We start from the raw sequence: 18402 nt of genomic DNA on the forward strand, positions 1-18402 counted from the left end.
CACAGCGTCCAGCAAGCGCGCGTACCGGACGTGCCTCCCCCTTCGCGGCCGTTCCCGGAGGGGAGGCTCGTCCGTTCGGCCGGTATTCGCCCCGCCATCCTCGTCCGTCTCGTGGACGCCCTGACCATCGGCCCCCGGACCCGGCTACCCTGGCGGCGTGCGTTCTCCCCGGGGACGTCCACGACGGGCGGTACCGGGCAGAGGCAAAGCCGACAGCCGTCGCATCCTAGGGAGCCCTTTCATGGCCTCGTCGCCATCCACCCCGCCCGCCGACACCCGCACCCGCGTGTCCGCCTTCCGAGAGGCCCTCGCCACCCGCGTGGTGGTCGCCGACGGCGCCATGGGCACCATGCTCCAGGCCCAGAACCCCACGCTGGACGACTTCCAGCAGCTGGAGGGGTGCAACGAGGTCCTCAACCTCACCCGGCCCGACATCGTCCGCTCGGTGCACGAGGAGTACTTCGCGGCCGGCGTCGACTGCGTCGAGACCAACACCTTCGGCGCCAACCACTCCGCCCTCGGCGAGTACGACATCCCCGAGCGCGTCCACGAGCTGTCCGAGGCCGGCGCCCGCGTCGCCCGCGAGGTCGCCGACGAGTTCGCCGCCCGCGACGGCCGGCAGCGCTGGGTGCTGGGCTCCATGGGTCCCGGCACCAAGCTCCCCACCCTCGGCCACGCCCCGTACCCCGTCCTGCGCGACGCCTACCAGCGCAACGCCGAGGGCCTGGTCGCCGGCGGCGCCGACGCGCTGCTCGTGGAGACCACGCAGGACCTGCTCCAGACCAAGGCCTCCGTGCTCGGCGCCCGGCGCGCCCTGGACGCCCTCGGCCTGGACCTCCCCGTCATCGTGTCGGTGACCGTCGAGACCACCGGCACCATGCTGCTCGGCTCCGAGATCGGCGCCGCGCTCACCGCGCTGGAGCCGCTCGGCATCGACATGATCGGCCTGAACTGCGCCACCGGCCCGGCCGAGATGAGCGAGCACCTGCGCTACCTCGCCCGGCACTCCCGCATCCCGCTGTCGTGCATGCCGAACGCCGGTCTGCCCGTCCTCGGCAAGGACGGCGCCCACTACCCGCTGACCGCGCCCGAGCTGGCCGACGCGCAGGAGACCTTCGTCCGCGAGTACGGCCTGTCCCTGGTCGGCGGCTGCTGCGGCACGACCCCCGAGCACCTGCGCCAGGTCGTCGAGCGGGTCCGCGGCGCCGAGCCCACCGAGCGCCACCCGCGGCCCGAGCCCGGCGCCGCCTCGCTCTACCAGACCGTGCCCTTCCGCCAGGACACCTCCTACCTCGCCATCGGCGAACGCACCAACGCCAACGGCTCCAAGAAGTTCCGCGAGGCCATGCTGGACGGCCGCTGGGACGACTGCGTGGAGATGGCCCGCGACCAGATCCGCGAGGGCGCGCACATGCTCGACCTGTGCGTGGACTACGTCGGCCGGGACGGCGTCGCCGACATGGAGGAGCTGGCCGGACGGTTCGCCACCGCCTCCACGCTGCCGATCGTGCTGGACTCCACCGAGGTCGACGTCATCCGCGCCGGCCTGGAGAAGCTCGGCGGCCGCGCGGTGATCAACTCGGTCAACTACGAGGACGGTGCCGGACCCGAGTCCCGGTTCGCACGCGTCACGAAGCTGGCGCGGGAGCACGGCGCCGCGCTGATCGCGCTGACCATCGACGAGGTGGGCCAGGCCCGCACCGCCGAGAAGAAGGTCGAGATCGCCGAACGGCTCATCGACGACCTCACCGGCAACTGGGGCATCCACGAGTCCGACATCCTCGTCGACTGTCTGACCTTCACCATCTGCACCGGCCAGGAGGAGTCCCGCAGGGACGGCCTGGCCACCATCGAGGGCATCCGCGAGCTGAAGCGGCGCCACCCGGACGTGCAGACCACCCTCGGCCTGTCCAACATCTCCTTCGGCCTCAACCCGGCCGCCCGCATCCTGCTCAACTCCGTCTTCCTCGACGAGTGCGTCAAGGCCGGCCTGGACTCGGCGATCGTGCACGCGAGCAAGATCCTGCCCATCGCCCGCTTCGACGAGGAACAGGTCACCACCGCCCTCGACCTGATCTACGACCGGCGCCGCGAGGGCTACGACCCGCTGCAGAAGCTGATGCAGCTCTTCGAGGGCGCCACCGCCAAGTCGCTGAAGGCCTCCAAGGCCGAGGAGCTGGCCGCCCTCCCGCTGGAGGAGCGCCTCAAGCGCCGCATCATCGACGGCGAGAAGAACGGCCTCGAACAGGACCTCGACGACGCCCTCCAGGAGCGCCCGGCCCTCGACATCGTCAACGACACCCTGCTCGACGGCATGAAGGTCGTCGGCGAACTGTTCGGTTCCGGCCAGATGCAGCTGCCGTTCGTGCTCCAGTCCGCCGAGGTCATGAAGACCGCGGTGGCCCACCTGGAGCCGCACATGGAGAAGACCGACGACGACGGCAAGGGCACCATCGTGCTGGCCACCGTCCGCGGTGACGTCCACGACATCGGCAAGAACCTCGTCGACATCATCCTGTCCAACAACGGCTACACCGTCGTCAACCTCGGCATCAAGCAGCCGGTCTCCGCGATCCTGGAGGCCGCCGACGAGCACAGGGCCGACGTCATCGGCATGTCCGGGCTCCTGGTCAAGTCCACGGTGATCATGAAGGAGAACCTGGAGGAGCTCAACCAGCGGGGGCTGGCCGCCGACTACCCCGTCATCCTCGGCGGCGCCGCCCTCACCAGGGCCTACGTCGAACAGGACCTCCACGAGATCTACGACGGCGAGGTCCGCTACGCCCGCGACGCCTTCGAGGGCCTGCGCCTGATGGACGCCCTCATCGGCATCAAGCGCGGCGTGCCCGGCGCCAAGCTGCCCGAGCTGAAACAGCGCCGCGTGCGGGCCGCCACCGTCGAGATCGACGAGCGGCCGGAGGAGGGGCACGTCCGCTCCGACGTCGCCACCGACAACCCGGTCCCCGAGCCGCCCTTCCGCGGCACCCGCGTCGTCAAGGGCATCCAGCTCAAGGAGTACGCCTCCTGGCTCGACGAAGGCGCCCTCTTCAAGGGCCAGTGGGGCCTCAAGCAGGCCCGCACCGGCGAGGGACCCTCGTACGAGGAACTGGTCGAGTCCGAGGGCCGGCCGCGACTGCGCGGCCTCCTCGACCGGCTCCAGACGGAGAACCTGCTGGAAGCGGCCGTGGTCTACGGCTACTTCCCGTGCGTCTCCAAGGACGACGACCTGATCGTCCTCGACGACGACGGCAACGAACGCACCCGCTTCACCTTCCCGCGCCAGCGCCGAGGCCGGCGCCTGTGCCTGGCGGACTTCTTCCGCCCGGAGGAGTCCGGCGAGACCGACGTGGTCGGCTTCCAGGTCGTCACCGTCGGCTCCCGCATCGGCGAGGAGACGGCCCGCATGTTCGAGGCCAACGCCTACCGCGACTACCTCGAACTGCACGGCCTGTCCGTCCAGCTCGCCGAGGCCCTCGCCGAGTACTGGCACGCGCGCGTGCGCTCCGAACTCGGCTTCGCCGGGGAGGACCCGGCCGAGATGGAGGACATGTTCGCCCTGAAGTACCGCGGCGCCCGCTTCTCCCTCGGCTACGGCGCCTGCCCCGACCTGGAGGACCGCGCGAAGATCGCCGCGCTCCTCGAGCCGGAGCGCATCGGCGTCCACCTGTCCGAGGAGTTCCAGCTCCACCCCGAGCAGTCCACCGACGCCATCGTCATCCACCACCCCGAGGCGAAGTACTTCAACGCCCGCTAGGCGCTCCGTACCCGCTTCACCGGCCACACCAGGCGTTCGCGTCCCGCACGACGTACACTGGTCGGTCCACTGCAGGCCGGCTCCCTTCGTGGGAGCCGGCCTGATCGTCCCTCAAGGAGGTACGTGGATGACCAGCACGGTCCCCGCGCTCGGAACCCGTACGGCCGAAGGCTCCGCCCTCCAGGCCGTGCTCCTGGACATGGACGGCACCCTGGTGGACACCGAGGGCTTCTGGTGGGACGTCGAGAAGGAGGTCTTCGCCTCCCTCGGCCACACCCTCGACGACTCCTGGCGCCACGTCGTGGTCGGCGGCCCCATGACCCGCAGCGCGGGCTTCCTGATCGAGGCCACCGGCGCCGACATCACCCTCGCCGAACTCAGCGTCCTGCTCAACGACGGCTTCGAGCAGCGCATCGGCCGTGACCTGCCGCTCATGCCCGGCGCCGCCCGGCTGCTCGCGGAGCTGTCCGCACACGAGATCCCCACGGCCCTGGTCTCCGCCTCGCACCGGCGCATCATCGACCGCGTCCTGAAGTCGCTCGGCCCCCAGCACTTCGCGCTCACCGTCGCCGGCGACGAGGTGCCGCGCACCAAGCCCCACCCCGACCCGTACCTGGCCGCCGCGGCCGGGCTCGGTGCGGACCCGGCCCGCTGCGCCGTCGTCGAGGACACCGCGACCGGGGTCGCCGCCGCGGAGTCCGCCGGCTGCCACGTCGTGGCGGTGCCCTCGGTCGCCCCCATCACACCGGCCGCCCGGCGCACGGTGGTCGCCTCCCTGGAAGAGGTCGACCTGACATTTCTGCGCGGCCTGATGACACAAATGCGCTAGCCGTGCACCGAGCGTGCCGCGGCGTTAAGCGGCAATTCCGGGAAGGGCCGCCCCGGGCGACCCGAACGGTGTTCCCGGGCTATTTCCACCACCTCGGGTGGCCGAATTCCAGCACCGGCGGCCGAAGTCCAACTGTGACGTTCGCCACGTCGACAGGGGTCGACAGAGGTGCGTACGTGTGCCACATCCAGCTTGGCGAACGTTGTCGAGGAACCTTTGTGTCCTGATTGGTGAAACCCTGCACTAATCCTTCCACTGTCGGGTTTTCGGTGTGTCCACACCCGGTTTCGCTCCGTGATGAGTCCTCAACTCCGGTGGCTGCGAACCCCCGTGCGGGCGCGGACTAATCTCGTCGCGAGAACATCGGCCACTACCCCCGTGATCCGCCGCGACACCCCTGCATGCCGGATACACGGACCGACAGCTCTGGAGAAACTCGAGCATGAACCGCAAGACTTTGGTGCTGCCGGCCGTCGTCGGCCTGCTCGCGCCGGTGCTCGCCGCCTGCGGAGGATCGGACAGCGGCAGCGGCGGGGACGCGATCGCCGTCGGCACCACGGACCGGTTCAGCGCCTCAGAGGAGACGCCCGCGCCGCTCGACCCGGCATACGCCTACGACGTCGGCCTCTGGAACGTGCTGCGTCAGACCACGCAGACACTCATGGCGCAGCCCCGCGGAGGCGGCGAACCGGTGCCGGACGCCGCCCAGAAGTGCGGCTTCACCGACACCGGGAACGAACGGTACGCGTGCACCCTGCGGGACGGACTGAAGTTCGCCAATGGCGACCCCGTCACCGCGGAGGACGTCAAGTACTCCATCGAGCGCGCCCTGGCCATCGACGCCGACACCGAGGTGGCCTCGCTGCTCAACACCGTGGACACCGTCGAGACGCAGGGCGACCGCGAGGTCATCTTCCACCTCAAGACGGCGGACGCCACCTTCCCGTACAAGCTGTCGACGCCGGTCTCGGGCATCGTCAACCCGGACCAGTACCCCAAGGACAAGCTGCGCGACGGCTGGGAACTGGACGGTTCCGGCCCGTACACCATGAAGGCCGAGGTCAAGGACGACATACTCACCAAGGCCGTGTTCACCAAGAACCCCAATTACAAGGGGAGCGCGAAGGTGAACAACGACAAGGTCGAGATGGTCTTCTTCGACGACGCGGAGGCCATGGGCGCCGCGATCGACAAGGGCGACATCGACGTGATGACCCGCGCGATGACTCCGGGACAGGTCCAGCAGCTCGCGAAGGCCACCGACGGCGACGTCAGCCTCGTCGAGGTGTCCGGCCTGGAGATCCGCTACCTCGCCTTCAACACGGACGCGCCCGAGGTGAAGGACAAGGCCGTACGCAAGGCGATGGCCCAGCTCATCAACCGCAGCGAACTCGTCTCCGCGGTCTACGGCTCGCAGGCCCAGCCGCTGTACTCGATGGTCCCGGCCGGCATCACCGGCCACTCCAACTCGTTCTTCAACAAGTACGGCGACCCGAGCGTCGGCAAGGCGAAGGCGATGCTGGAGGACGCGGACGTCACCACGCCGGTCAAGCTGACGCTCAACTACACGACGGACCACTACGGCGCCGCGACCAAGCAGGAGTTCGAGCAGCTCCAGAAGCAGCTGAACGACAGCGGCCTGTTCGACGTGGACATCAAGGGCACGCCCTGGACCAAGTTCCGCAAGGCCGAGCTGAACCGCCAGTACGCCGCCTTCGGCATGGGCTGGTTCCCCGACTTCCCGGACGCCGACAGCTTCATCGCACCGTTCCTGGACAAGCGCAACACCCTCAACTCGCCCTACCAGAACAAGGAAATCATCAACAAGCTGATCCCCGAGTCCCGCGGCGAGGCCGACCGGCTCTCCGCGGCGGACGCCCTCACCGAAATCCAGGACATCACCGCCGAAGAAGTGCCGCTGATCCCGCTGTGGCAGGGCAAGCAGTACGTCGCCACCCGCGACGACGTCACGGGCGCGGCCTACCTCCTCAACGCGTCCTCGACGCTCCAGCTGTGGGAGCTGGGCCGGGGCGTGAGCGACTGACGCCCGCCCCGCTCACACCGAAGGGCGCCCTCTTCCGGCCGGAAGAGGGCGCCCTTCGGTGTGAGCACGTGCCGCGACGGCCGGCTACTGCGCGCCGGGACGGACCAGACCGCTCTCGTACGCGTACACCGCGGCCTGAACCCGGTCCCGCAGACCCAGCTTGGTCAGCACATGACCCACGTGCGTCTTGACGGTGGTCTCGCTGACGAACAGGTCCGCGGCGATCTCCGCGTTGGACAGCCCGCGAGCCACCAGCTTCAGCACCTCCACCTCACGGTCCGTCAGCGTGTGCAGAGTGTCCGGCACCGGCTCGTCACCGGACGGCAGATGCGTGGCGTACTTGTCGAGCAGCCGCCGGGTGATGCTCGGTGCGAGCATCGCCTCACCGTTCGCCACCACCCGGATCGCCTGCACCAGCTCGTTGGCCGGGGCATCCTTGAGCAGGAAGCCGCTGGCGCCCGCCTTCAGCGCCTCCACCACGTACTCGTCCAGATCGAAGGTGGTCAGCACCAGCACCTTCGCCGGGCCGTCCCGCTCGGGCCCGGTGATCTGCCGGGTCGCCTCCACACCGTCCATCCGCGGCATGCGGATGTCCATCAGCACCACATCGGGCTGCAGCGCCCGCACCTGGTCCAGAGCCTGGAGGCCGTCTCCGGCCTCGCCGACGACCGCGAGATCCTGCTCCGCCTCCAGAATCATCCGGAAGCCCGTGCGCAGCAGCGGCTGGTCGTCGACCAGTAGGACGCGGATGGCCACGTAAGTCTCCTTCGATGGGACAGGCCCTAGTCCGGCCCCATTCTGCCCTGCTCGGCGCCGCCGGAGTCGGCCGCCCTCACCGGCAGCGGATAGGGCGGGGGAGTACCGCCGAACTCCGGACAGTGCGCCTGGTGATCGCACCAGCCGCACAGCTTCGTCGGCCGGGGCCGCCAGTCGCCCGTCTCGGTCGCCAGCCGGATCGCCTCCCACAGCGCCAGCAGCTTGCGCTCGACACGCTCCAGGTCGGCCAGGACCGGGTCGTACGTGAGCACGTCACCGCTGCCGAGATACACCAGCTGCAGACGTCGCGGGACGACCTTCTTCAGCCGCCACACCACCAGCGCGTAGAACTTCATCTGGAACAGCGCGCCCTCCGCGTACTGCGGCCGGGGCGCCTTGCCCGTCTTGTAGTCGACGATCCGCACCTCGCCGGTGGGGGCCACGTCGACCCGGTCGATGATGCCGCGCAGCCGCAGCCCGGAGTCCAGCTCGGCCTCGACGAACAGCTCCCGCTCGGCGGGCTCCAGCCGGCTCGGATCCTCCAGAGTGAACCAGCGCTCGACGAGCCGCTCCGCCTCGGAGAGCCATTGCGCCAGCCGCTCACCCTCCGGGTCGTCCGCGAACAGCTCACCGACCTCCGGCCTGCTCTCCCGCAGCCGGTCCCACTGGCCCGGGACCAGCGCCTTCGCCCGCGGCGCCGTGCGCTCGGCCGCCGGGGCGTCGAAGAGCCGCTCCAGCACCGCGTGCACCAGGGTGCCCCTGGTCGCCGCCTCGCTGGGCTTCTCCGGCAGCCGGTCGATGACCCGGAACCGGTACAGCAACGGGCACTGCATGAAGTCGCCGGCCCGCGAGGGCGAGAGCGAGGCGGGCGGTATCGCCACGGGCGCGGGCGAGGCGGCCGCGGCCGTCGCGTCCAACGCCACGACCGTCGGTTCCACCACCAGGCCCGCCTGGTCCGCCGCAGCCGCCGCCGGTCGGGCGGGTCCGCCGGCGTCCTCCGCGACATCCTCGGTACTCGTCTCCATGACCACAGACCTTACGGCCGGCCACTGACAGCGACCCAGCCCGCAGGCTGTGACCCGTGTGACGGAAGGCAAGCACAGGGGTGCCGGGGCTGAACGGGCCGGGACGGACGCATACCATCGACACGAGACCCTCCCGTCCGGCAGGCGGGAGACGCTTCGAACGAGGGGACATCGTGGACGTGAGCGGCGGGAGCGGGCAGCCGCGGTCCGGCAACGACGAGTCGGCCGAGCCCCAGGCGCATCCCACGGCCCCGGCCGCCGACCCCGCCGACACCGCACAGCCGGAACCCACCGGCCCCCCGGCCACGGGCCCCGGCTCGCCGGGCCACGAGGAGTCGGAAGCCGGGACGCCGGGCACCGAGTCGCCGGCCGTCGGCACACCGGCGCCCGCGAAACCGGGGGAGAGCCCCGCCGACTCCGCCCCACGCGAGGAGCCCGACCCGAACACCGCCGCCGCGACCGGCAAGCCCGACCCGGGCGCCGACTCCGCCGAGGGCACCGCCCCGGACGCGAATCGCGCTTCGGGCACCGCCCCGGCTCCCCAGAACCCGCCCCTCCCCGGCAGCCCCGCCGGCTCCACCCCGGCCGCCGCCGGCACCGCGCGCGGCACGGCAGGGGGACCGTCGGAGCAGCCGGCCTCCGGAGACGACGGCACCGCTCGTCCGCCGGCAGGTCCGTCCGCCGGCGGCGAGGGCGACACCAGCGCCTGGACGAAACGGCCCTCGGACCACGACCGCCCCTCCACACCCGCTTCCGAGCCCTCCGAACCGGACGCCGACCACCGGCACGCCGCTCACGGCACCGGCACCCCACGCCACCGCACCGAGGCCCACACCCCCGGCGCGGGCGGACCGGGGCGGCCGCCGCAGCGTCGACCGGAACCCGGAGGCGGACTGCTCATGGGCCGGCCCTTCGGCGTACCCGTGTACGTCGCCCCCAGCTGGTTCCTGGTCGCCGCCCTCATCACCTGGGTGTTCGGCGGCCAGCTCGACCGCGTACTACCCGAGCTCGGCGCCGCCCGCTACCTCGTCTCCCTCTTCTTCGCGGTCGCCTTCTACGCCTCCGTCCTCGTCCACGAGCTGGCCCACACCGTCGCCGCCCTCCGCTTCAAGCTCCCCGTCCGCCGCATCCAGCTCCAGTTCTTCGGCGGCGTCTCCGAGATCGAGAAGGAAGCCGAGACCCCCGGCCGCGAGTTCGTGCTGGCCTTCGTCGGCCCGCTGCTCTCCCTCGTCCTCTCCGGCGTCTTCTACGCCGCCCTGCTGCCCGTCGAACCCGACAGCGTCCCCGGCGTCCTCCTGGCAGGGCTGATGGTCTCCAACCTCATCGTGGCCGTCTTCAACCTGCTGCCCGGCCTCCCCCTCGACGGCGGCCGCATGCTCCGCGCCGTCGTCTGGAAGATCACCGGCAAGCCGATGAGCGGGACCATCGCCGCAGCCTGGGTCGGCCGCGCCCTCGCCATCGCCGTACTGATCGGCCTGCCGCTGCTCACCCAGTCGCTCGGCAGCGACGCCGCCGACGACGTCGGCATGGACACCGTCATGGACGCCCTGCTCGCCGCCATCCTCGCCGCGATCATCTGGACCGGCGCCGGAAACAGCCTCCGCATGGCCCGCCTGCGCGAACACCTCCCCGAACTGCGCGCCCGCGCCCTCACCCGGCGCGCCGTCCCCGTCCAGGCCGACACCCCCCTGTCCGAGGCCCTGCGCCGCGCCAACGCCTCCGGCGCCCGCGCCCTGGTCGTCGTCGACGCCGACGGCACTCCCGCCTCACTGGTCCGCGAGGCCGCCATCGTCGGCGTACCCGAGCACCGCCGCCCCTGGGTACCGGTCAGCACCCTCGCCCAGGACCTCACCGACGGCATGCGCGTCTCCGCGGAACTGTCCGGCGAGGAACTTCTGGACGCCCTGCGCGCCAACCCGGCCACCGAGTACCTCGTCGTCGAGGAGACCGGCGAGATCTACGGCGTCCTGTCCGCGGCCGACGTGGAGCGGGCCTTCGTCAAGGCCATGGCCCGGCCCTCCTGAGCCCCGCTCTCCCCAGCGGTGGTCGGAGCCCCCGCCCGGGACCGGTAGGCTGGTCACATGTCCGAACCGACCGGTGCCGCCCGCAGGCGCGGGCCCTTCAAGGTCGGGGACCAGGTTCAGCTGACCGACCCCAAGGGCCGCCACTACACGTTCACGCTCGAGGCCGGGAAGAACTTCCACACCCACAAGGGTTCCTTCCCCCACGACGAACTGATCGGTGCTCCCGAGGGCAGCGTTGTCCGCACCACCGGGAACGTCGCCTACCTCGCGCTGCGCCCCCTGCTCCCCGACTACGTCCTGTCCATGCCCCGCGGGGCAGCCGTCGTCTACCCGAAGGACGCGGGACAGATCCTCGCCTTCGCCGACATCTTCCCCGGCGCACGCGTCGTCGAGGCGGGCGTGGGCTCCGGCTCCCTCAGCAGCTTCCTGCTGCGCGCCATCGGCGACCAGGGCATGCTGCACTCCTACGAGCGCCGCGAGGACTTCGCCGAGATCGCCCAGCAGAACGTGCAGCGCTACTTCGGCGGCCCGCACCCCGCCTGGCAGCTCACCGTCGGCGACCTCCAGGACAACCTGTCCGACGCCGACGTCGACCGCGTCATCCTCGACATGCTCGCCCCCTGGGAGTGCCTCGAGGCCGTCTCCAAGGCGCTCGTGCCCGGCGGCATCCTGTGCTGCTACGTCGCCACCACCACCCAGCTCGCCCGGACCGTCGAGTCCATCCGCGAGATCGGCTGCTTCAACGAGCCGACCTCCTGGGAAACCATGATCCGCAACTGGCACGTCGAGGGCCTCGCCGTCCGCCCCGACCACCGGATGATCGGCCACACCGGCTTCCTGCTCACCGCCCGCCGCCTCGCCGACGGCGTCGAGCCGCCCATGCGCCGCCGCCGCCCCGCCAAGGGCGCCTACGGCGAGGACTACGACGGCCCCAACGCCGGCGGAGGCTCCGGCCGCTGAAGCGGCCCCGTGCCGCACACAACGTACAGACGCCGTGGTGGAGTTCCGGCCGCGTCCCGGAACTCGCTTTCGGTCCGTTCGCGTCCCCCGGTCGTCACCATCATGTTGGCGTCGGTGAGGAACATGACGGGCGTGGAAGTATCGGCGGTCTCNCGTGCCCATCACGAACACCGTCAGCACCACGAGCACCATCAGCTGGCCGATGAACAGCCCCCAGAACAGCCCGTACCCGGAGAGCGCCGCCTGAGGGGCGTCCGGCAGTTCCGGCCGCGTCCCGGAACTCCACCACGGCGTCGTCGCGTTGACCAGCACCACCCCACGAGAGAAGCGACCCCGCGGAAAACGGAACCAGTACCCACCCCGCCGTTCCCCCGCACTGTGACATGTGGCACGATGCTGGCCACCCCACCGGCACAGCCCTCACAGGAGACCCTCCTCGTGCAGCACCCCGCCGTTCCGGAGCTCTCGCACACGCACACGCGGCCGATCCACTGGGTCGCCACCGCCACGGCCGTCGCCGGCGTGGTCGCCCTGTCCTCGGTCCTCCAGCCCGACGCCGCGACAGCGGCCCAGACCGCCGACCAGGCAGCCGCCGCCGGCCCGAAGAGCGCGCCGGCACACATCGCACCGCCCGATCCCGCCGCCGTGGCCTTCCCCCTGGAATGCGGCCCCGTCAAAGCCCTCGTGCAGAAGAAGGCCTCCGGCGACCTCGACGGCGACGGCCGGCCCGAGACGGTGGCCGTCGTGCACTGCGACGCGCCCATGGGCACCCCGCCCGACGGCGTGTACGTCATCACGCGGAACGCCGACGGCGGCAAGCCCCGCGTCGTGGCCACCCTCGTCGACCCCGAGGACCGCCACACGGCCACCGAACTCTCGGTGCGCGACGGCGTCGTCCGCGCCACGCTCCTCGGCTACTCCTCGGCCGACGTGCCCAGTTGCTGCCCCGACGTCACCGACGACGTGAAGTGGCAGTGGAAGAACGGCACGTTCGTCAGCGACACGCCCTCGCAGGCACGCACCGTCTGACCGGTGCTCCCGGGACGGACGGTGTGACACACCAGACAGCAGTCACGGAACGTACGCGCCAAGTCACGATTTGGTCACTCTGAGTCCGGGCCGTAGACCTCGGCCCTGTCCGAAACGCGACGCACGTGGATGCACTCGCCCGGACACTCCTTCGCCGAGTCGACCACATCCGTGAGAAGCGGCAGCGGCACGGGCGTTGTCGCCCCCGGGGCCTGCAGAAGCTCGTCGTTCGCGCCCTTCACATAGGCCAGACCGTCGATGTCCAGCTCGAACACCTCGGGCGCGTACTGGGCGCAGATGCCGTCACCGGTACACAGGTCCTGGTCGATCCAGACCTCCAGAGCCTCGCCGCCGACTCCGGCCTCCTGCTGCACGCTCATCTCTCCTGCCGTTTCCTGCGCCGAGCCGTTCGGGAATCCGGCCAGCTCTGACGGGTGTTGAACACTTCGACCCTACCCCCGCCTGGGTTCCAATCACGTTCCGTGGGTATTCCCCTGGCGTGAGGGAGAGCGCAAGGGTGAAGATCGGACACACCCCTACCGTCTTTGTGATCTAGGGGTTTCAATCGACACCCACCCAGGTAGGGTCTGGAAGCGTCCAGCTCCCCTTGGAGGAGGTGAGGACCGTGGCAGCCCACGACGACGACATGAACCGCGGCATCCGCCCGGGACGCGGGTCCGAGGACCCGGCCGGGCAGGTGGCCTACCTTGAGCAGGAGATCGCCGTCCTGCGACGCAAGCTCGCCGAATCTCCGCGACACACGAGAATTCTCGAAGAGCGGATCGTCGAACTGCAGACCAACCTGGCCGGCGTGTCCGCCCAGAACGAGCGACTCGCCGGCACACTCCGCGAGGCCCGCGACCAGATCGTGGCCCTCAAGGAAGAGGTCGACCGGCTGGCCCAGCCGCCCGCCGGCTTCGGCGTCTTCCTGCAGGCCAACGAGGACGGCACCGCCGACATCTTCACCGGCGGCCGCAAACTCAGGGTGAACGTCAGCCCGAGCGTCGAGCTCGACGAGCTCCGGCGCGGCCAGGAAGTGATGCTCAACGAAGCACTCAACGTGGTCGAGGCCATGGAGTTCGAGAGCGTCGGCGACATCGTCACCCTCAAGGAGATCCTCGAGGACGGCGAGCGCGCCCTGGTGCTCGGCCACACCGACGAGGAAAGGGTGGTACGGCTCGCCGAACCCCTGCGCGGCCTCACCATCCGCGCCGGCGACGCCCTCCTGCTCGAACCCCGTTCCGGCTACGTCTACGAGGTCGTCCCCAAGAGCGAGGTCGAAGAACTCGTCCTCGAAGAAGTCCCCGACATCGGCTACGAGCAGATCGGTGGCCTCGGCGGACAGATCGAAGCCATCCGCGACGCGGTCGAGCTCCCCTATCTCTACCCCGACCTGTTCCGGGAGCACGAGCTCCGCCCGCCCAAGGGCGTCCTGCTCTACGGGCCCCCCGGATGCGGCAAGACGCTCATCGCCAAGGCCGTCGCCAACTCGCTGGCCAAGAAGGTCGCCGAGGTCACCGGCCAGGCCGCCGGCAAGAGCTTCTTCCTCAACATCAAGGGACCCGAGCTCCTCAACAAGTACGTCGGCGAGACCGAGCGGCAGATCCGCCTCGTCTTCCAGCGAGCCCGGGAGAAGGCCAGCGAGGGCACCCCCGTCATCGTCTTCTTCGACGAGATGGAATCCCTCTTCCGCACCCGCGGCTCCGGCGTCAGCTCGGACGTGGAGAACACCATCGTCCCGCAGCTGCTCGCCGAGATCGACGGCGTGGAAGGCCTGCAGAACGTGGTCGTCATCGGCGCCTCCAACCGCGAGGACATGATCGACCCCGCCATCCTGCGGCCCGGCCGGCTCGACGTGAAGATCAAGATCGAACGTCCGGACGCCGAAGCGGCCAAGGACATCTTCGGCAAGTACCTCACCGAACGCCTCCCCCTCCACTCCGACGACCTCGCGGAGCACGAGAAGGACAAGGCGGCCACCGTCCAGAGCATGATCCAGACGGCGGTGGAACAGATGTACGCCGAATCCGAGGAAAACCGCTTCCTGGAAGTCACCTACGCCAACGGCGACAAGGAAGTCCTCTATTTCAAGGACTTCAATTCCGGCGCCATGATCGAGAACATCGTGGGCCGCGCCAAGAAAATGGCGATCAAGGACTTCCTCGACAAGAACCAGAAGGGCCTCCGCGTCTCCCACCTCCTCCAGGCCTGCGTGGACGAGTTCAAGGAGAACGAGGACCTGCCCAACACCACCAACCCGGACGACTGGGCCCGCATCTCCGGAAAGAAGGGCGAACGGATCGTGTACATCCGTACGCTCGTCACCGGAAAGCAGGGCGCGGACACCGGACGCTCCATCGACACGGTGGCAAACACCGGTCAGTACCTGTAAAAGGCTGGGCGGCTGCGGGTGCCCTCACCGGGTACCCGCAGCCGACTGTTTTCCGGAGCCCCGGCTGGAGCAAGGCAATGACGCAAATGATCTCCCCACCAGCGCAAAGGCGTTCTAGGCTCTTCCATACCGCCGAGTCGCGCAGTGCGGGGACGGGCACCGCACACGCATCGGAGCGCCAGCGGTACTTGAGCGGCGCCCACTACGGGCGCTGCCGGGCAAGGAGGGCCGCATGACCGTACGGCGAGTAATGGGCATCGAGACGGAGTACGGAATCTCCGTCCCCGGCCACCCGAACGCCAATGCCATGCTCACCTCGTCCCAGATCGTCAACGCCTACGCGGCGGCGATGCACCGGGCCCGCCGGGCCCGCTGGGACTTCGAGGAGGAGAACCCCCTCCGGGACGCGCGAGGCTTCGACCTCGCCCGCGAGGCCGCCGACAACAGCCAGCTCACCGACGAGGACATCGGCCTCGCCAACGTCATCCTCACCAACGGAGCACGGCTCTACGTCGACCACGCCCACCCCGAGTACAGCGCTCCGGAGGTCACCAACCCGCGCGACGCCGTCCTGTGGGACAAGGCCGGCGAACGCATCATGGCCGAAGCCGCCGAACGCGCCGCCCAGCTGCCCGGCGCCCAGCCCATCCACCTCTACAAGAACAACACCGACAACAAGGGCGCCTCCTACGGCACGCACGAGAACTACCTGATGAAGCGGGAAACCGCCTTCTCGGACATCGTGCGCCACCTGACGCCCTTCTTCGTCTCCCGCCAGGTCTTCACCGGCGCCGGCCGCGTCGGCATCGGCCAGGACGGCCACGAACACGGCTTCCAGCTCAGCCAGCGCGCCGACTACTTCGAGGTCGAGGTCGGCCTGGAGACGACGCTGAAGCGCCCCATCATCAACACCCGCGACGAACCGCACGCCGACGCCGAGAAATGGCGCCGACTGCACGTGATCATCGGCGACGCGAACCTGTCGGAGATCTCGACGTACCTCAAGCTGGGCACGACGGCCCTGGTCCTGTCCATGATCGAAGACGGCTTCATCGCCGTCGACCTCGCCGTCGACCAGCCCGTACGCACCCTCCACCAGGTCTCGCACGACCCGACGCTCAAGCACCTCGTCACGCTGCGCAGCGGCCGCACACTGACCGCCGTACAGCTCCAGATGGAGTACTACGAGCTGGCCCGCAAGTACGTCGAGGAACGGTACGGCGCGGACGCCGACGACCAGACCAAGGACGTCCTCGGCCGCTGGGAGGACACCCTCAACCGGCTCGAGAACGACCCCATGAGCCTCGCCGGTGAACTGGACTGGGTCGCCAAGCGGGAGCTCATGGAGGGCTACCGCCGCCGCGACAACGTCGACTGGGACGCCGCCCGGCTGCACCTCGTCGACCTCCAGTACGCCGACGTACGGCCCGACAAGGGCCTCTACAACCGTCTGGTGGACCGCGGCCGCATCAAGCGTCTGCTGGACGAGAACGACGTCGAGCGGGCCCGTACCAAGCCCCCGGAGGACACCCGCGCCTACTTCCGCGGACGCTGCCTGGAGCAGTACGCGGACGACGTCGCGGCGGCCTCCTGGGACTCGGTGATCTTCGACCTGCCGGGCCGGGACTCGCTGCAGCGGGTCCCAACCCTGGAACCGCTTCGCGGAACGCGTAATCACGTCAAGGAGCTCCTGGACCGCTGCCGCACCGCGGACGACCTGGTCAGGGTCCTGTCCGGCGGGTGAGCGGACCGAGCGGGTACCGGGGAGTAGACAGCCGGACGGGGTGGAATACCCCAGGTCCGGGAACCATGGAGATGGTCCCCGTACGTTGAGGAAAGTGCGGGGCCGATGTCGGACCGGGCTTGTAGGGTCTGATCTTGACCGAGCAACTGTGTCGGGCGAACCGAGCGGGGTGAGGGTTATGGCGACCAAGGACACCGGCGGCGGGCAGCAGAAGGCCACGCGGTCCACCGAGGAGGTCGAGGAGCAGGCGCAGGACGCGCAGGCATCGGAGGACCTCAAGGAGCGCCAGGAAAAGCTGAACGACGACGTGGACTCCGTCCTGGACGAGATCGACGACGTACTCGAGGAGAACGCCGAGGATTTCGTGAGGTCATTCGTCCAAAAAGGTGGGGAATAGTCCTTAATGTCCAATTTGGATGCCGAGAAGAGATGCTCGGCATCCAAGCGGACTCTGCCTGCCAGTGCATTCGCGGCCAACAGGTCCAGGCTCGACAGGCTTCAGGACCGTTGCCGCGAATGCGGGTCCCAGGCATACCGCCGCCGCCGGGAGGCTGAGGGCAAGAAGGTCCGTCGTGCGGACGTGCCCGAGGGGTACAAGCACTGCCTGGGTTGTGACGAGGTCAAGCCGTGGAGCGAGTGGCATCGCAACGCGGCGGCCTCGGACGGGCTGTCGACGCGTTGCAAGGCCTGCCGGGCAGTGGCGGGGCGTGCGCGCCACCTAAAACGCCAGTACGGCCTCACCGAGGCTGAGCGGGACAAGATCGTCGCCTCTCAAAAAGGTCTCTGCGTGATCTGTTTGAAGGCTCCTGCCGTTCATGTGGATCACTGTCACAAGACGGGTAAGGTCCGTGGCGTACTGTGCTTCAACTGCAATTCGGCCATCGGCAAGTTGGGAGACGATCCCGACGCTGTTCGTCGGGCTGCCGCCTACCTGGAGGGAACTTCGTGGAAGCCAACACTCGTAGCACCGGGCGTCTACCAGCTGCCTTCCTGACGCCCGGGTCCTCTTCCTTCATGGACTTCCTCGGTGAGCACCAGCCGGAGATGCTCCCGGGCAACCGGCAGCTCCCGCCGGTGCAGGGCGTCATCGAGGCACCGCACGGCACCACGATCGTGGCGGTCACGTTCCCCGGGGGGGTCGTCCTCGCCGGTGACCGGCGGGCCACCATGGGCAACATGATCGCCCAGCGGGACATCGAGAAGGTCTTCCCGGCCGACGAGTACTCGGCGGTGGGCATCGCCGGTACGGCGGGTCTGGCCGTGGAGATGGTGAAGCTGTTCCAGCTGGAGCTGGAGCACTTCGAGAAGGTCGAGGGCGCCCAGCTGTCCCTGGAGGGCAAGGCGAACCGTCTGTCGACGATGATCCGGTCCAACCTGGGCATGGCGATGCAGGGGCTGGCCGTGGTGCCGCTGTTCGCCGGGTACGACGTGGACCGGGGCAGGGGCCGCATCTTCTCGTACGACGTGACGGGCGGCCGGTCCGAGGAGCGGAACTACGCGACCACGGGGTCGGGCTCGGTCTTCGCGCGCGGTGCGATGAAGAAGCTGTTCCGCGACGACCTGACCGAGGAGCAGGCCACGACGCTCGTGGTGCAGGCGCTGTACGACGCGGCTGACGACGACTCGGCGACCGGTGGTCCCGATGTCGCCCGCCGGATCTATCCGATCATCACTGTGATCACCGAGGGCGGTTTCCGCCGGCTCGGTGAGGACGAGGCCGCGGAGCTGGCCGGCTCGGTGCTGCAGGCCCGGCTCGAGCAGCCCGACGGTCCGCGGGCCGCGCTGCTGTAGCGGGTGCGGTCGTGTTGTCAGGTGGTCCAGTGACTTCGACAGAAAGGGACGGAT

14 protein-coding genes are annotated in these 18402 nt (G+C 69.6%); 11 read left to right on the top strand and 3 right to left on the bottom strand.

Features of this window, described 5'->3' with window-relative positions:
• The first annotated feature begins 241 nt into the window (after positions 1-241).
• The 3 genes from metH to ABS735_RS09920 all read left to right on the top strand — a co-directional run bounded on the left by metH (position 242) and on the right by ABS735_RS09920 (position 6627).
• Entirely contained in the window at positions 242-3754 is a 3513-nt protein-coding gene (gene metH / locus ABS735_RS09910) for a methionine synthase (RefSeq protein ID WP_373906456.1), read from the top strand.
• A gap of 127 nt (positions 3755-3881) precedes the next feature.
• Positions 3882-4583 (top strand): HAD family hydrolase, encoded by a 702-nt coding sequence (locus tag ABS735_RS09915; protein WP_373906455.1) that lies wholly within the window; start codon positions 3882-3884, stop codon positions 4581-4583.
• 442 nt (positions 4584-5025) lie between these two features.
• On the top strand, positions 5026-6627 hold the full coding sequence (locus ABS735_RS09920) for an ABC transporter substrate-binding protein (protein ID WP_373906454.1): 1602 nt from the start codon (positions 5026-5028) through the stop codon (positions 6625-6627).
• 84 nt (positions 6628-6711) lie between these two features.
• Here ABS735_RS09920 and ABS735_RS09925 read toward each other — a convergent pair whose 3' ends face one another.
• Positions 6712-7383, bottom strand: a complete 672-nt coding sequence (locus ABS735_RS09925; protein ID WP_003977171.1) for a response regulator — start codon at positions 7381-7383, stop codon at positions 6712-6714.
• 26 nt (positions 7384-7409) lie between these two features.
• Positions 7410-8408 (bottom strand): RecB family exonuclease, encoded by a 999-nt coding sequence (locus ABS735_RS09930; protein WP_373906453.1) that lies wholly within the window; start codon positions 8406-8408, stop codon positions 7410-7412.
• 173 nt (positions 8409-8581) lie between these two features.
• On the opposite strand from ABS735_RS09930, the gene ABS735_RS09935 reads away from it, so the two are divergent.
• From ABS735_RS09935 to ABS735_RS09945, 3 genes are all read left to right on the top strand, one after another.
• Positions 8582-10432 carry a site-2 protease family protein gene (locus tag ABS735_RS09935; RefSeq protein WP_373906452.1) on the top strand — a complete coding sequence of 617 codons (1851 nt, stop codon included), beginning with the start codon at positions 8582-8584 and terminating at the stop codon, positions 10430-10432.
• Between the two features lie 57 nt (positions 10433-10489).
• Positions 10490-11392, top strand: a complete 903-nt coding sequence (locus tag ABS735_RS09940) for a tRNA (adenine-N1)-methyltransferase (RefSeq protein WP_030190757.1) — start codon at positions 10490-10492, stop codon at positions 11390-11392.
• A 438-nt stretch (positions 11393-11830) separates the two neighbouring features.
• On the top strand, positions 11831-12421 hold the full coding sequence (locus ABS735_RS09945) for a hypothetical protein (protein WP_373906451.1): 591 nt from the start codon (positions 11831-11833) through the stop codon (positions 12419-12421).
• A 74-nt stretch (positions 12422-12495) separates the two neighbouring features.
• Here the strand turns inward: ABS735_RS09945 and ABS735_RS09950 are convergent, their stop codons facing one another.
• Positions 12496-12801: a ferredoxin gene (locus ABS735_RS09950; RefSeq protein ID WP_373906450.1), complete on the bottom strand. Its 306-nt coding sequence runs from the start codon at positions 12799-12801 to the stop codon at positions 12496-12498.
• A gap of 245 nt (positions 12802-13046) precedes the next feature.
• On the opposite strand from ABS735_RS09950, the gene arc reads away from it, so the two are divergent.
• The 5 genes from arc to prcB all read left to right on the top strand — a co-directional run bounded on the left by arc (position 13047) and on the right by prcB (position 18348).
• Positions 13047-14813 (top strand): proteasome ATPase, encoded by a 1767-nt coding sequence (gene arc, locus ABS735_RS09955; RefSeq protein WP_373906449.1) that lies wholly within the window; start codon positions 13047-13049, stop codon positions 14811-14813.
• Between the two features lie 232 nt (positions 14814-15045).
• Positions 15046-16557 (top strand): depupylase/deamidase Dop, encoded by a 1512-nt coding sequence (gene dop, locus ABS735_RS09960; protein WP_373906448.1) that lies wholly within the window; start codon positions 15046-15048, stop codon positions 16555-16557.
• Between the two features lie 178 nt (positions 16558-16735).
• On the top strand, positions 16736-16954 hold the full coding sequence (locus tag ABS735_RS09965; RefSeq protein ID WP_043374843.1) for a ubiquitin-like protein Pup: 219 nt from the start codon (positions 16736-16738) through the stop codon (positions 16952-16954).
• A 6-nt stretch (positions 16955-16960) separates the two neighbouring features.
• Positions 16961-17551 (top strand): endonuclease VII domain-containing protein, encoded by a 591-nt coding sequence (locus ABS735_RS09970; RefSeq protein ID WP_373906447.1) that lies wholly within the window; start codon positions 16961-16963, stop codon positions 17549-17551.
• Positions 17503-18348, top strand: coding sequence for a proteasome subunit beta (gene prcB / locus ABS735_RS09975; RefSeq protein ID WP_373906446.1), 846 nt, complete (start codon positions 17503-17505; stop codon positions 18346-18348). The genes ABS735_RS09970 and prcB overlap by 49 nt, the downstream gene beginning before the upstream one ends.
• The last annotated feature ends 54 nt before the right edge of the window (positions 18349-18402 follow it).

It is taken from the genome of Streptomyces sp. MMCC 100 (assembly GCF_041538145.2).
Lineage (GTDB): Bacteria > Actinomycetota > Actinomycetes > Streptomycetales > Streptomycetaceae > Streptomyces.

What these genes read in the sequence shown, in the direction of transcription:
- metH (WP_373906456.1), top strand. Translation starts at nt 242, where the DNA reads ATGGCCTCGTCGCCATCCACCCCGCCCGCCGACACCCGCACCCGCGTG.
- ABS735_RS09915 (WP_373906455.1), top strand. Translation starts at nt 3,882, where the DNA reads ATGACCAGCACGGTCCCCGCGCTCGGAACCCGTACGGCCGAAGGCTCC.
- ABS735_RS09920 (WP_373906454.1), top strand. Translation starts at nt 5,026, where the DNA reads ATGAACCGCAAGACTTTGGTGCTGCCGGCCGTCGTCGGCCTGCTCGCG.
- ABS735_RS09930 (WP_373906453.1), bottom strand. Translation starts at nt 8,408, where the DNA reads ATGGAGACGAGTACCGAGGATGTCGCGGAGGACGCCGGCGGACCCGCC.
- ABS735_RS09940 (WP_030190757.1), top strand. Translation starts at nt 10,490, where the DNA reads ATGTCCGAACCGACCGGTGCCGCCCGCAGGCGCGGGCCCTTCAAGGTC.
- ABS735_RS09950 (WP_373906450.1), bottom strand. Translation starts at nt 12,801, where the DNA reads ATGAGCGTGCAGCAGGAGGCCGGAGTCGGCGGCGAGGCTCTGGAGGTC.
- dop (WP_373906448.1), top strand. Translation starts at nt 15,046, where the DNA reads ATGACCGTACGGCGAGTAATGGGCATCGAGACGGAGTACGGAATCTCC.
- ABS735_RS09965 (WP_043374843.1), top strand. Translation starts at nt 16,736, where the DNA reads ATGGCGACCAAGGACACCGGCGGCGGGCAGCAGAAGGCCACGCGGTCC.
- ABS735_RS09970 (WP_373906447.1), top strand. Translation starts at nt 16,961, where the DNA reads ATGTCCAATTTGGATGCCGAGAAGAGATGCTCGGCATCCAAGCGGACT.